The following is a 13751-nucleotide window of genomic DNA, read 5'->3' on the forward strand; positions in this document are numbered from 1 at the left end:
GACGCTCACCTGTGGGCCGGACGCTCACCCAGGTGCTAGCACTCGGCCGTGCGTCCGGCACGTAGGTGAGCGTTCACATGCTCTGCTCCAAGTGCCCCGGGAGCAGATGGCCCATTCGGTCACGTTTGGTTTCGAGGTAACGCACGTTCGCGGGTGCGGCTCCGACGAGCAGTGGAATGACGGCGGTCACGGCGATACCGTTCTCCCGCAACCCATCCACCTTCAGCGGGTTGTTGGTGAGCAACCGGACGTCGGCCACCTCGAGGTCGTCGAGAATGGCTGCGGCACCGCCGTATTCTCGACCGTCGGCCAGTTCGTCGAGTTCGAGGTTGGCCTGCATCGTGTCGAAGCCCTGATCCTGCAGTCGGTAGGCAGCGAGCTTCTTGAGCAGACCGATGCCGCGACCCTCGTGTCCGCGGAGGTAGACCACAACGCCACCTTCGCGGGAGACTCGCGCCAATGCAGCGTCGAGCTGTGGTCCGCATTCACATCGTTGGGACGAAAAAGATTCGCCGGTCAGGCATTCGGAGTGAACACGGACTATCGGTGACCCGGCGAGCTCACCCTTGACCAGTGCGATGTGTTCGGCCCCGGTCTCCTTGTCCGCATATCCGATTGCTCGGAATTCACCGTGCGCGGTCGTCAAGACCGTCTCTGCCACTCGTTCGACGCGTCGCGGAGCGGGAACTGCCGTCACTCCGTGTGCCAGCCGGTAGTTGATCAGCTGTTCGATGGTCAGTACCGGAAGCTGCATCCGACGCCCCAGAAGCTCGATGTCCGGGAAGGTCATCATCGTCCCGTCGTCGGCGACGAGCTCGGCGATGACGCCGACCGCGGGCACTCCCGCCAAGCTGCACAGATCGACGGCGGCCTCGGTGTGTCCCGGACGTTCGAGCACTCCACCGGGGCGCGCACGCAGTGGGATGACATGCCCGGGCCTGATCAAATCGGTTGCGCTGGAGGACGGATCGGCCAGCACCTGTAGAGTGCGGGCGCGATCGGCTGCGGAAATACCCGTCGTCACGCCCTCGGCGGCGTCCACCGTCACGGTGTAGGCCGTTTTCTTCGGATCCTGGTTGTCCGCCACCATCGGCGGCAGCTCCAATGCGTCGGCGCGTGCTCCGGACATCGGCGCGCACAGCAATCCCGAGGTGTTGCGGATGGTCCACGCCGTCCATTCGGGCGTCACCCGATCCGCAGCGAGGATGACATCGCCTTCGTTCTCACGCCGTGCGTCGTCGGTCACCAGTACGGGTTTGCCTGCACGGAGTGCGTCGAGCGCTTCCTTCATCACTGCTCGACCTCCACGGCCAGGCGACGGAACTTGCTGCCGTGAAACACGATCGGCGCAACGTCCTTGATCTCGAGTTCGTTGATCCGCATCAACACGATCGCGTGATCACCTGCGGGGACCTCCTCGGTGACGGTTGCGTCCAACCACATGCTCGCACCGCCGATGAACACGGCACCGTCCTCGGTGGTGGTCACGTCCAGACCTTCGAATCGGTTGCCGGTCTTCGCGGCCAGCGTCCGAGCAGCGACATCGTGTGCCTCACCGAGGACGCTGATACCGATGCGATCCGCGGCCGCGAACTTGGGCCAGGTCGTCGACGTGTTCTGAACGCAGAAAGCAACCAGAGGCGGGTCGATCGAGACCGACACGAAGCTACTGGCCGCCATACCCACTGGAACACCGTCGATTTCGGCACACAGCGCTACGACGCCACTGGGAAATTGGCCGAAAGCCGAACGGAGAACGGCCGAGTCGAGGGAAGTGGTAGCGAGAGTCATGAGATGTCCGTTCGTGTCGTGACCGCATCGGTCAACACGCGGCCCCAGCGTGCGACGTAATCGGCAATTGCGGTGTCCGTTGTGTACGTGGTGTCGATCAGATAGAGACCGGGAGCGGGAGTGACAGCGCCCAGTTCGACGAGTGTGTGCTTGAGAAACAGATCAGGCGCCATGGCGTGCGCCGGGCCTGCGCCGAGCATCACCGGCACGACGACTACGTTCTCCAGCCCTGTCCCGGTTGCGAACTGATCGAGAAAAAGTTTCAGCACACCGGTGTAGGTCGCCTTGAAGGTCGGGCTCGCCACCACCACGAGGTCCGAGCCGCGGACCGACTCGACTGCGGACGCCACACCGGCGTCGCCCCACCCGAGTAGGCCTGGACCGAGGGTGATGACGTCGATGATCTCGTCGACCTCACGGCCGGCCACGGCCTCGGCGACGAGGCGCGCAGCGTCCAACGTCCGAGAGCCGGGTTTCGGGTTGCCTGCAACCACTGTCAGTTTCACTTCGGGCCTCCAGCCACATCGATTCCTGATGTGACTGCTACTCAACACCGAGGTCGTGTCGAATATGCAACCCGAATGTGGCGGACGTATTGCGCCGCGCGGGTACCTCCCCGCCGTGCAACCGACCAGGGCATCAGCCCGCAGCCGGCCGCACAACGCCGCAGCGGCTACGCCGCACAACGCTGCAGCGGCTACGCCTGAAGCTTGCGGAACTTGCTGCCGTGGAAAATGATGGGGTCGATGTCGCTCTGGACCTTCAATGAATGGATGCGCAACAGAACGATCAGGTGATCTCCAGCCGGAACCTGCTGGTCGATCGTCGTGTCGAGCCACGCTGTCGCGCCATCGATGAACACGGCGCCCTGCTCGGTGGTCGTCAGGTCGAGCCCGGCGAAGCGGTCACCCGTCTTGGCTGCAAGCGTCCGCGCAGCATCGTTGTGAGCCTCGCCCAGAACACTGACTCCGATGTTGGGGACGCCTTCGAGCTTGGGCCATGTGGTCGACGTGTTCTGAATGCAGACTGCCACCAGCGGCGGCTCGATCGACACCGCGACGAAGCTGCTCGCGGCGAGCCCGACCGGAACCCCGTCGATCTCCGCCGCGACGGCGACGACCCCACTGGGGAACTGCGCGTACGCCTGGCGCAACGTCGCCTGGTCGAGGTCGGTGTGTGTGAGCGTCATGCCGAAGCTCCCTTTCGTGCGTCTGCGGCGGCCGTGATGACGGGTCCCCATCGCCGCGCATAGTCCACGATACGAGTGTCCTCGGTGAAAGTGGTATCGATGAGGTACAGACCGGGAGCCGGCGTGATGGCGCCGAGCTCCACGAGCACCGGCTTGAGCAGCAGATCCGGAGCCAACGCGTGAGCAGGTCCCGCTCCGAGCATCAGTGGGACGGCCACCACATCACGCAAACCCTCGTCGGTGGCGAACTGGTCGAGGAACACCTTCAGCACACCGGTGTACGTGGCTTTGAACGTCGGGCTCGCGAACACGACGATGTCGGACGTCGCCACCCGGTCGACAGCCGCCTTCACCGCGTCGTCACCCCAGCCGAGCAGCCCGGATCCGAGCGTGATGACGTCCACCTGACCGTCGGCCTGCCCTCCGGTGATCTCCGACGCCAACAGATGCGCTGCCGCCAGAGTCCTGGATTCGGGTTTGGGATTGCCTGCCACCACGGTGACCGTCATGAGCCTTCTTTCGATCCGAGAACACATTCCCCATCAGCCAACACCTCACCGCGGACGGGTGTCCAGGTTCTGAATCACGCAGATCGAAACCCCGGGAATGATCGCCGACGTTCCTGCGTCGTACTCTGAGGTAGTTAGCAGAACTCACAAAGGACGGTCCAGTGCCGACAATCGACACCTACATCGCTCTCGGCGACTCCTTCACCGAAGGCGTCGGTGACCCCGACCCGTCGAGCCCCAACGGAGTCAAGGGCTGGGCGGACCGAGTAGCCGACCAACTCGGCGCCCACAACCCGAACTTTCGGTACGCCAACCTCGCAGTGCGAGGAAAACTCCTCGATCAGGTCATCCAAGACCAGGTCGGCACCGCGATCGACGTCGCCCCCGACCTGATCACCATCTACGCGGGCGGAAACGACATGATGCGGCCGAAGGTCGACATCGACGGAATCGTCGAGCGCTACGACGCGGCCCTCGCGGATCTGACATCGACCGGCGCACGCGTAGTGGCATTCACGGCCTACGACGCTGGATGGTCGCCGATCTTCCGGACCTTCCGCGGTCGCACCGCGATCTACAACGAACTGCTCCGCGAAGTCGCCGACGACCGCGGCGTCGAACTGATCGACTACTGGCGTTTCGACGGCTACGACGACCCGCGCATGTGGGACTGGGATCGACTCCACATGTCCACCCGCGGACACACGAGAATGGCTGCGGAAGTGCTGGACTTCATCGGCGTCGAACACTCCATCTCGCTGCCGGCCCTCGATCCGCTGCCTCCTGTCGAGAAGGCACACCAACGACGCGAGAACGCCGAATGGGTCAAATCGTTCGCGGCGCCGTGGGTGTCCCGACGCCTCCGCGGTGCGTCGTCGGGAGACGACATCAGTCCGAAGCACACTGCCCCGCAACCGATCACGGTCTGACTATTCGCCGTCCTCCGCGGGCGGCGCGGCCGGAGGAGCTGCTCCGGCCGGTCGGTCGGCCGGCTCGTCCTCGGGCTCCGGTTCGGGCTCGGGCGATTCGCACCGGACGATCGGGATCGGGTCGTACTTGACCGTCCTCGTGTCACGGGAGATTTCGTTGCCGGTGGCGATGTCCGTGATCACCCGAGTATCGCTGGCGGTGAAACCGGGCCCACCACCGGACGGCACACACGCATTGCCGGCCGGCAAAGTGATGGTGTTCGGGCTCGTCGGATTGGACCGGGGCCCGGTGACGGATTGGACATCCACCGTCTTGGTGCCCCAGAGACGCACTGTCACATCCGAACTCGACCCGAACGACTCGATCACCACACCCGTCTTGCCGGTGTTGGTGAACTTCAGATCGATCGCACCCTCGAACACGGTCGCCTCGCGGGCCTCCGGGTATCGACTGATGTAGTAGCTGTGTTCGGTGTGCCCGGCATCTTCCATGCCGCCGAAGTACGCCGCGTTGTACAGCGTCGTCGCGAACTGACTGATTCCGCCTCCGACAGCCCTGTCCGGTCGCCCGTTGTCGATGATGCCCGATTCCACGAAACCCTGAGCCGTGCCACGAGGGCCCGTGTACTCGTTGAGCGAGAAGGTTTCACCCGGCTTCACCAACGCGCCGTTGACGATGTCGGCGGTCAGCCGAATGTTGACACCGGACGCGTATTCGAAACCGCCCGTGGTGTATTCCGCCACCACCTCCTGGATCCCGAGCGCCTGCGCACCCTCCGTCGTCAAGGCGGGTTGAGCCTGCTCGTAGATCGCGTCGCTGGAACGGGAATCAGAGGAGCCGAGCAGAGCAGGCAACTGCTCCAACGTCTTCGGCCACTGAACCAGTTCACCGACGACGGCGGGAACGACTGTCGGGGCACCGCCACCGAGCGCGAACGTCGCATCCTTCGGCGGGGTTTCCGTCGACGCCAACTGCGGGGCGAGAAGCGCCGTCGCGGCGGGGGTGTCGTACCTGGTTGCGAGAACACCGTCGCCGTCCGGCTCGAAGCTCAGCACCGCGGCCACGTTCTCCGGAGACAGCACCGCGCGCGCACCGTCGCGGCCGGTGAACACCACCGGCGCCGACACCGCAGGCGTGGCGACCTCGGCCAGAACACGATCGACCTCGTCCTGATGAACGGTCACGTCGACGGTCTCCACCGGTACCTCGACCGCACCGAACGCCCAGTTCGCCTCGATCTCGTCCCGCGCAGCCTGCACGTCCATCGTCTGCCCCGGCGCCGGGGTGACACCGACCGGAGTAGTGCCCTCGAACACCACATCGCCCTCCGACGGCGCTCGATCCGTCTGTGCCCGAATCGATTCCACACTGGCATCGAGCAGCGCGGCATCGACGGTCGACTCGACGCCGATCTCACGATCGGTGAAGAACGACATCACACGTGTGAACGGACTGACCGGCTGCGAACCGGCACGGTCGAGCGTCGTCGCCCAATCCACTCCGAGACCGGCCTCCGACGGCACCACCTGCAACTGCTGATCACCGGCGTCGACCACGACCGCCTCGTTCACACGGGGGCCGAGCTCGGACACGAGCTTCGCCTCGGCGTCCTCGTGGCTCAGACCGCCGACCTCGATACCGGCGACGGTGACGCCCCGGGGAACCGAATCACTCGTCGAGAGCATGTCCGCCGCGTAGAACACTCCCAGAATCGCCACCGCGGCGCCTGCGAGAACGGCAATCTTCATGCGAGAGAACTTCTCTTCTTCCTTGCCAGCGGGCTGTCCCTCCGTGTCGCCGTCAGCGGGCTCGGCAGGTACGAACTGCGCGGTGGGGGCAGGCTGCGCGGTGGGGGCAGCCTGATGTTCGGACGACGCTGCGACGACGGGAATCGCGACGGTGGCGCTGTCCTCACCCGCGGGCTCCGGGGCCATCGGCCCCCGATCACCGGGCGGTGTCACTGCGGAATACGCCTGCGTCGGAGCCGACTCGACTGGACCGGGCCCGACCGAGCTGACGTGCCCTGCTGCCGGAGGCCCGGAAGGGGGTGTGGGTTGGTCCTGCGTGTCGGGCTCGGGAGCAATCGCTTCGTCGGCATCAGGCTCTTCGGAGGTGAGCGGAGTCGGCGATCCCTCACCGGGGAGGCCCGCGACTGGTCCGTCCTCGAGTCGATCACTCTCAGCGACATCGTTCTCAGCGACATCGTTCTCAGCGGCAACGTCGTGAGATGCAACGTCGTGAGATGCAACGGCCCCAGCGTCCGTGACCGAAGAATTCTCTGCCGGAATGTCGGCGCCGTGTTCGTCCTCGGCTGTTATCTCATCTGCTGTCAGCTCGTCGGCTGAGACCTCATGGGCTGAGATCTCGTCGGACCGGTCTTCCGCCACCGGTCCCTGCTCGGCCGACTCCTGCTCGACGCGCTCCTGTACAGGTGGTTGAGGGACAGGGGGAACAGTTGATTCGGATGACTGAGCCGGGGACTGCCCGGGAGGGGGCTCGTCGGGATCGATGGCACGCATCACCTCGGTGATGGCCTCGTACGGCAGAACGTGCTCGGGCTCGGTGTCGACCGTTTCGACGTCGTCCCGTGGGTCGCCGTGCGCGCCGGCATCACCCGCATCGCCACGAAGCGCCTCGTCACGGGCTTCCTCGTCGGACCGGGAGCCGCGCTCGTGCTTGCCCTTGCCGTCTCCACCGACGCTCACGTTCTCGACCCTCCCGAAACCCCGGACGAACACCGACACTGTCGCGCACGAGCTTACGCATCGACACGTGAGGGGATCGACTCGAGCATCGGGAAACCCCGGCCGCCGCAGGCCCACGAAAGAGGCTCCACACCGCTGCCGGGTCGGGGGTCGGGCAGCAGTGTGGAGCCACTACGAGTATCGCGCATGCTTGTGAAGCGTTACAACCGATCGCGCGGTGTCTCGCCAATTCATTCAGGTGAATGATCGGCGGGGTGTCGTGCTGTCGCCCTGCCCGACAGCACGCACCCAATGACCGGTCCTGACCAGTGCGAGCGTGAGCAGAAGCCGATCCCTCGGATCGGTGAGGTCCTTGCCGGTCAACTCCTCGATACGACGGACTCGGTAGATCACGGTGTTGCGGTGGCAATACAGCACCTTCGCGGCATTCGTCGGCGATCCATCACTGGCAAGCACGTGGGCGAGCGTCTCGAGCAACGTCCCACGCTGAGGCTCGGGATGCGTCCACATGTTCCCCAACGCGTGGTGAACCAGTAGGTCCGAGGACTCCTCGTCGGCCGCCATGATCACGCGCGGCAGCCGATCGGTCGCCAATGCCACCCCGGCCTCCTCCGAAATCGTGTCCGCGGTGAGCGTCGCCAGCCGATACGCCGCCGCGAACGAGGACACACCGTCGGGCGAATGTGCCACACCCACCGGGCCCACCGCCCTGGCTGCGAGCGCGTCGACGACGGAATTCAACGATCCCTTCGTCAATGCAACGAGCGCGAACTGATGCCCGTCGCGGATGTTCCAATGAGACACCGCACCGATCTGATCCAGCGCATCCTCCGGCGCAGTGAGAGGCGGTGAACCCTGGTCGTCGACGGGCCCGACGACACACGCGATCTGCTGCGACGCCGAAAGTCCCAGTGTCGCACGCGCTTCGAGTACGAACGACGGATCACCTCCACGCCCGGACCGCAGGCCGTCCAGTACCACCAGAACGTTGGCAAGATCGCGTTGCTGCATCCGAGCGCTCTCGCGGCGGTACGCGTCGACCAGAGTCTCGTACTGCCCGTCGAGTGCACGCCACAACTGCTGACCCGCCACGAGAAGAAGATGTTCGTCGATGTCGGACCGCCGCCGATCACGCGCGTGAACCAACTCTTCCCACAGCGTCCGACTGCCGAGTGTGTACGCCTTGAGCACCAATTCCATCGGGATGCCCTGACGCGCACGCTCCCGCCCGGTGCGGCGCCACACCTCACGGGTGTTGTCGTCCGCGGCCGACACACCGGACAGCGTCCGTAGCCCCTGGCGTATGTGTTCGCGGGTACTTCGCCTGATCTCGCCGGCAATGTCGGGCGTCGCGCTGGCCAGGTACGCAGGTTCCTGCTCGATCAGCGCCAGCGTGATGGAGTCCGCAATCGAATCCGCCCGATCGATCAACGCCGACCACGCCCGTTGAATCTTCTCCTGATCCGACGCAGGCACCCGCACACGAGCAGCACCCACCGAAGGACGGTCGGTGGGGCGGTCGAAGGCAACCATCGACACAGTTTTGCGCATCCCGCCCAGTCGGCAGGGCGATTTGACCGGTACTGGTGCCGCGGGACCCAAACATTCTGTGCGCTGCGCCCATACCGCCCGTTGTGCGCGGCAACCATAGTGAACGCACACAGATTGTGAGGTGGATCACTTGAGTTCGACGGTTACCCCCAGTCCGATCTTCACCATGACCGACGTCGACGTCACGTTCGGCGGCGTCGTCGCACTGTCGAACGTCAGTCTCGACGTTCGACCCGGTGAAGTCCTCGGCGTCATCGGCCCCAACGGCGCAGGCAAGACAACACTGTTCAACGTTGCATGCGGACTCGTCCGCCCGCACACCGGAACGCTCACTCGAAACGGAGTGCCCCTGTCCCGGCTGCGACCCCACGACCTCCCCAAGCTGGGCATGAGCCGAACACTCCAAGGACTCGGCCTGTTCGACCGGATGAGCGTCGTGGACAACGTCATGATCGGCGCCGACAGACGGGCACGCACCGGAATACTCGCCGGACTGCTCGGGCTGCCATCGAGTGCATCCGACGACGCCGCAGTGCGATCGGCCGCAATGGCCACGCTCGAACGACTCCGAATCGACCGGTACGCCGACCGCTTGCCGCCGAGCCTGCCCTACGCCGTGCGGAAACGCGTCGCCCTCGCTCGCGCACTCGTCAGCGAACCGTCACTGATCCTGCTCGACGAACCCGCATCCGGACTGTCCTCCGACGAGATGGCAGAACTGGGCAACGAAATCCGAGCCCTCGCCCACCCCGAAATCAGTTCTTCCTTAAAGTCCACTCCCGCCTCCCCGGGTCATTCCGCAGGCTCCACTCCCACCTCCCCGGGTCATTCCGCAGGCTCCACTCCCGCCGCCTCCGCGCCGGCGTCGGTGATGCTCGTCGAACACCACATGGACCTCGTGATGAGCGTGTGCGATCGAATCTTCGTCCTCGACTTCGGCAAGGTGATCGCCCACGGCTCACCCGACGAGATCCGTCAGGACCCGGCCGTTCTGGCCGCGTATCTCGGGAACGAGGTGACCCACGGTGAGTGACTCGGCCCAGATTCACATCACGGACCTGACCGTTCGCTACGGACCTGTCACAGCGTTGGATTCGGTGTCCATGACGGTCGCAGCCGGTGCGATCACCGCGGTGCTCGGCGCCAACGGTGCCGGCAAGACCACCCTGCTCCGGACCGTGTCGGGGCTGCTGAAGCCCGAGTCGGGCAGCATTCGTCTGGCGGGCACGGAGCTGGTGGGAGTGCCGCCGGACCGCATGTCCCGCAAAGGACTTGCTCACGTTCCCGAAGGACGGGGCGTCATCGCCGAGCTCACCGTCGAGGAGAACCTCCGCCTCGGAGCTCTGGGACGCAACCGAAGTCACGACGCCGTCACGCTCGACCGGGTCTACGGCATGTTCCCGCCACTCGACGGTCGTCGCACGTCGTCCGCCCATACCCTGTCCGGCGGTGAGCGGCAGATGCTCGTCATCGGACGCGCGCTGATGGCAACGCCGTCCGTGCTCCTCCTCGACGAACCGTCGCTCGGTCTCGCGCCGAAAGTCGTCACGCAGATCTTCGACACGCTCCGCACACTCGTCGAAACCGAGTCCATGACAGTTCTTCTCGTCGAACAGAACGCACGAAGCGCCCTGTCGATCGCCGAACACGCCGTTGTCCTCGATCTGGGCAAGGTCGCCGTCGAAGGCCCAGCAGCCACACTCGCCGACGACGACGCCCTCCGACACGCCTACCTCGGGTTCTGACGCGAGCTGAAAGGACGCCACCTCAAGTGCAGCAACTGCTCACCATCCTCATCAACGGAGTGACGACCGGCATGATCTACGCCGCGTTCGCCCTCGCCCTCGTTCTGATCTGGCGGTCGACACGCATCGTCAACTTCGCTCAAGCTCCGATGGCCATGATCACCACCTACGTCGCGCTGGTGGTCATCGACGCCGGATACTCGTACTGGATCGGCTTCGGCGTCGCTCTCGTTTGCGGTCTGATCCTGGGAGCAGCCGTCGAACGTCTCGTGGTTCGGTTCGTCGACAGTTCGTCGCACATCAACCCCGTCATCCTGACGCTGGGACTGTTCATCATCATCCACGCGGTGGCAGCCATCGTGTTCGGCAACCAGTTCCGTTCCTTCCCTGCGCCGTTCGGCTTGACCGGCCAGAAGGTCGGCGATCTGAACATCGCGCTCACCGGGTACGACGTCTTCAAGATCGTGGCAGTGCTGATCGTCCTCGGACTGCTCGTGCTGCTGTTCCGGTTCACCGACCTGGGTTTGAAGATGCGTGCGAGCGCCTTCGAGCAGGAGGTGGCGAAACTGCTCGGTGTCCGCGTCGGCCGCATGCTGACCCTCGGATGGGCACTGGCCGCCGTGGTCGGATCCCTGGCGGGTCTGCTGATCGCGGGAGGCTCGTTGGTCCACCCCGGATACATGGATTCGATCGTCGTATTCGGTTTCGTTGCAGCCGTTCTCGGCGGTCTCGACAGTCCGGGTGGTGCCGTCGTCGGCGGCTTGCTGATGGGTGTGGGACTGAGCTTCGTCAGCGGCTACCTGGGCCAGGATCTGGTCTCCTCCGCGGCACTGGTGATCCTCATCGTCGTACTGCTGCTCAGACCGAGCGGGCTGTTCGCCGGCACCGCGGCGCGGAGGGTGTGACATGAACGCTGTCCTCACCCGCATGACATCCACACCGGTTCGCCGTCACTTCCTTTGCGCGGCAATCGGTCTGGTCGTCGTCGTTCTCGCTCTCGAATCGCTGAGCACGTTCCGGCAGAGCCAGCTGACGTCGGTGGCCTACCTCGCGATCGCGGCCGGTGGCCTCACCGTCCTCACCGGACTGAGCGGTCAGCTCTCGCTCGGTCACGGAGCGTTCATGGCCGTCGGCGCCTACACCGCGGCCCTGATGCTACGAGCCCAGGATTCCGGGTGGTCCGTACCGTTGGTCCTGCTCGCCGCCACCGTCGTGACCGGCATCGTCGGAATCGTCGTCGGCGTCGCCGCGGCCCGTCTCCACGGACCGTATCTGGCGGGCGCGACGCTGGCCCTGGCCGTCGCCGTTCCCGGCCTCGCGTTGTACTTCAAGGACTACCTCGGCGGTGAGCAGGGCCTCGTGGTTCCCGCTCCGAAAGTACCGGGACCGATCGACGACGTCATGTACTTCATCACCGGAAACGAGCTCAGCGGAACCAAATTCGTCGCCTACGTCAGTTGGATCCTTCTCGTCGTCGTCTTCTTCCTCCTCGCCAACGTGTCCGCCAGCCGCATCGGACGACGCTGGCGAGCAGTGCGCGACGACGAGGTGGCCGCGGAACTCGCCGGGATCGACCTGGGCCGGGCACGAATACTGGCGTTCGTCGTCAGCTCGGCCTGCGCCGGAGCCGCAGGCGCTGTCCTCGCGATGTCCGCCCGCATCGCCGCACCGAGCGGATTCACGCTGACACTGTCGCTGACGTTGCTGTCGGCGGTGGTGATCGGCGGGCTCGGAACACTGTCGGGCGCCCTGATCGGAGCCGCACTGCTGACCTACATTCCGCCGGTGGTGACGAACCTCGGACTCGACGCCGGACTGAGCAGCCTCCAATCCGCCGAGCTCGCACCACTCGTCACGGGAATCTTCACGGTTCTCGTGATCCTGTTCGCTCCACTCGGTTTGACCGGAACCTACCGAAAGTGGCGTCTCACACGGAGCATCACGAGAAAAGGGGAACGATGAACAGAACCAGATCGCTGGCAGCGCGGGCGACCGCCTTGGTCGCGGTGGTGTCACTTGCCGCCGCGTGCGGCGCGGGAGGTAGAGACGAGGCCTCCGAAACGTCGGAGGGCTCGACCGTTGGCATCACCGACACGTCGGTGAAGATCGGTGCGCACTTCCCGCTGACCGGTGTCGCCGCCCCCGGATACAGCGAAATCCCCACCGGCGCACAGGCTTACTTCGACTACGTCAACGCCGCGGGCGGCATCAACGGCAGGCAGATCGAGTACGTCGTACGTGACGACTCCTACGACCCGACGACCACGACGCAGGTCGTCAACGAACTGGTTCTGCAGGACGAGGTCTTCGCCGTCGTCGGCGGACTCGGCACCGCGACACACAGCGCGGTGGTGGACTTCCTCAACGAAGAAGGCGTACCGGACCTGTTCGTCTCCTCCGGCGCGATCATGTGGGGCAACGACCCGGCGAAGTACCCCAACACGTTCGGCTGGCAACCCGACTACCAGGTCGAGGGCAAGATCATCGGCGACTGGGTCAAGAAGAATCGCCCGGATGCCAAGGTGGGCCTGTACTTACAGGACGACGACCTCGGACGCGACAGTGAAGCTGCGGTCCGACAATATCTCGACGACCAGATCGTCGAGGTGGTCCGCTACACCTCCGGCAACACCGACGTCGCGCCGCAGATCGCCGCACTCCAAGGCGCAGGCGCAGACCTGGTACTCGGTTTCAACGTCCCGTCCTACACCGCCCTCAGCCAGTTGACGGCGATGCGCCTCAACTACGACCCGGAATGGTTCTACTCCTCGATCGGATCCGACGTCGATCTCGTCGGGTCACTCCTCGGACGGTTCTCCCAGGGCGCCGTCACCGACGGAAACCAATCGCTCGAAGGCATGATCTCGCTCGAATACATCCCCGGAATCGACTCACCCGAGAACCCCTGGACCCAACTGTGGCAGAAGGTGTGGGCGGAGAACGGCGATGGCCAACCTCTCACCAACTACCGCATCTACGGCCTCAGCCAGGCATACGCATTCGTTCAAGCGTTGGAAGCAGCAGGCGAGAACCCCACTCGCGAAGGGATTGTCTCCGCCATCCAAGAGGGCGGCATGGACTTCCAGGGACCACAACTGGCGCCCTTCCGGTACTCGGACGACAGCCACCTCGGCATCTCCGGCGCAAGTGTGTACCAAATCGTGAACGGCGTACCCGAGTACCTGACACCGGTCCTACAGACGGACATCGGAGACTCGGAAGTAGTCGAGTACACCGGTGAAGAGTCCACCCCGCCCGAAAGCGGAATTCCCGGCTAGAACGACTTCTCGCAGGTCACGGTCGACAGATCCGTAAACCCCTCGCTTGCGGA

13 protein-coding genes are annotated in these 13751 nt (G+C 64.9%); 6 read left to right on the forward strand and 7 right to left on the reverse strand.

Translation table 11 applies throughout. The features are described 5' to 3' along the window. Positions 1–73 precede the first annotated feature (73 nt). From CH289_RS06440 to CH289_RS06460, 5 genes are all read right to left on the reverse strand, one after another. Complete coding sequence (locus tag CH289_RS06440) at positions 74–1291, reverse strand: bifunctional 3,4-dihydroxy-2-butanone-4-phosphate synthase/GTP cyclohydrolase II (RefSeq protein WP_033188883.1); 1218 nt, start codon at positions 1289–1291, stop codon at positions 74–76. Beyond that, a complete protein-coding gene (locus CH289_RS06445) occupies positions 1291–1791 on the reverse strand; it encodes a flavin reductase family protein (protein ID WP_020110493.1) in 501 nt (166 codons plus the stop codon). Before CH289_RS06445 ends, CH289_RS06440 begins: the two co-directional genes overlap by 1 nt. Further along, entirely contained in the window at positions 1788–2297 is a 510-nt protein-coding gene (locus CH289_RS06450; protein WP_019665586.1) for an NADPH-dependent FMN reductase, read from the reverse strand. Before CH289_RS06450 ends, CH289_RS06445 begins: the two co-directional genes overlap by 4 nt. A 191-nt stretch (positions 2298–2488) precedes the next feature. Beyond that, positions 2489–2980, reverse strand: a complete 492-nt coding sequence (locus tag CH289_RS06455; RefSeq protein ID WP_094727594.1) for a flavin reductase family protein — start codon at positions 2978–2980, stop codon at positions 2489–2491. Then, positions 2977–3489 (reverse strand): NADPH-dependent FMN reductase, encoded by a 513-nt coding sequence (locus CH289_RS06460; RefSeq protein WP_094628786.1) that lies wholly within the window; start codon positions 3487–3489, stop codon positions 2977–2979. The genes CH289_RS06455 and CH289_RS06460 overlap by 4 nt, the downstream gene beginning before the upstream one ends. A gap of 161 nt (positions 3490–3650) precedes the next feature. Between CH289_RS06460 and CH289_RS06465 the strand changes: the two genes are divergently transcribed. After that, positions 3651–4418 carry an SGNH/GDSL hydrolase family protein gene (locus CH289_RS06465; protein WP_020110491.1) on the forward strand — a complete coding sequence of 256 codons (768 nt, stop codon included), beginning with the start codon at positions 3651–3653 and terminating at the stop codon, positions 4416–4418. Here the strand turns inward: CH289_RS06465 and CH289_RS06470 are convergent, their stop codons facing one another. Further along, entirely contained in the window at positions 4419–7163 is a 2745-nt protein-coding gene (locus tag CH289_RS06470) for a VanW family protein (RefSeq protein WP_094727595.1), read from the reverse strand. Positions 7164–7358: 195 nt separating this feature from the next. Continuing rightward, the gene (locus tag CH289_RS06475; RefSeq protein WP_269210580.1) at positions 7359–8657 is read right to left on the reverse strand and encodes a PucR family transcriptional regulator; all 1299 of its coding nucleotides are present in this window, start codon (positions 8655–8657) and stop codon (positions 7359–7361) included. A 148-nt stretch (positions 8658–8805) separates the two neighbouring features. Between CH289_RS06475 and CH289_RS06480 the strand changes: the two genes are divergently transcribed. From CH289_RS06480 to CH289_RS06500, 5 genes are read left to right on the forward strand one after another with little or no spacing between them, the layout of a single operon-like run. After that, on the forward strand, positions 8806–9708 hold the full coding sequence (locus CH289_RS06480) for an ABC transporter ATP-binding protein (protein WP_462052393.1): 903 nt from the start codon (positions 8806–8808) through the stop codon (positions 9706–9708). After that, a complete protein-coding gene (locus tag CH289_RS06485; protein ID WP_094628794.1) occupies positions 9701–10420 on the forward strand; it encodes an ABC transporter ATP-binding protein in 720 nt (239 codons plus the stop codon). The genes CH289_RS06480 and CH289_RS06485 overlap by 8 nt, the downstream gene beginning before the upstream one ends. Before the next feature lie 26 nt (positions 10421–10446). Beyond that, positions 10447–11325, forward strand: a complete 879-nt coding sequence (locus tag CH289_RS06490) for a branched-chain amino acid ABC transporter permease (RefSeq protein ID WP_019665578.1) — start codon at positions 10447–10449, stop codon at positions 11323–11325. A 22-nt stretch (positions 11326–11347) separates the two neighbouring features. After that, positions 11348–12382 (forward strand): branched-chain amino acid ABC transporter permease, encoded by a 1035-nt coding sequence (locus tag CH289_RS06495; RefSeq protein ID WP_230620929.1) that lies wholly within the window; start codon positions 11348–11350, stop codon positions 12380–12382. Beyond that, complete coding sequence (locus tag CH289_RS06500) at positions 12379–13698, forward strand: ABC transporter substrate-binding protein (RefSeq protein ID WP_019665576.1); 1320 nt, start codon at positions 12379–12381, stop codon at positions 13696–13698. The genes CH289_RS06495 and CH289_RS06500 overlap by 4 nt, the downstream gene beginning before the upstream one ends. Positions 13699–13751 lie beyond the last annotated feature (53 nt).

The organism is Rhodococcus sp. RS1C4 (genome assembly GCF_002258225.1).
Lineage (GTDB): Bacteria > Actinomycetota > Actinomycetes > Mycobacteriales > Mycobacteriaceae > Rhodococcoides > Rhodococcoides fascians_E.

Bases quoted from the DNA above. Each gene is read 5' to 3' on its own strand.
- CH289_RS06460 (WP_094628786.1), bottom strand. From the start codon at position 3,489: ATGACGGTCACCGTGGTGGCAGGCAATCCCAAACCCGAATCCAGGACT.
- CH289_RS06500 (WP_019665576.1), top strand. From the start codon at position 12,379: ATGAACAGAACCAGATCGCTGGCAGCGCGGGCGACCGCCTTGGTCGCG.
- CH289_RS06475 (WP_269210580.1), bottom strand. From the start codon at position 8,657: ATGGTTGCCTTCGACCGCCCCACCGACCGTCCTTCGGTGGGTGCTGCT.
- CH289_RS06495 (WP_230620929.1), top strand. From the start codon at position 11,348: ATGACATCCACACCGGTTCGCCGTCACTTCCTTTGCGCGGCAATCGGT.
- CH289_RS06455 (WP_094727594.1), bottom strand. From the start codon at position 2,980: ATGACGCTCACACACACCGACCTCGACCAGGCGACGTTGCGCCAGGCG.
- CH289_RS06440 (WP_033188883.1), bottom strand. From the start codon at position 1,291: ATGAAGGAAGCGCTCGACGCACTCCGTGCAGGCAAACCCGTACTGGTG.
- CH289_RS06445 (WP_020110493.1), bottom strand. From the start codon at position 1,791: ATGACTCTCGCTACCACTTCCCTCGACTCGGCCGTTCTCCGTTCGGCT.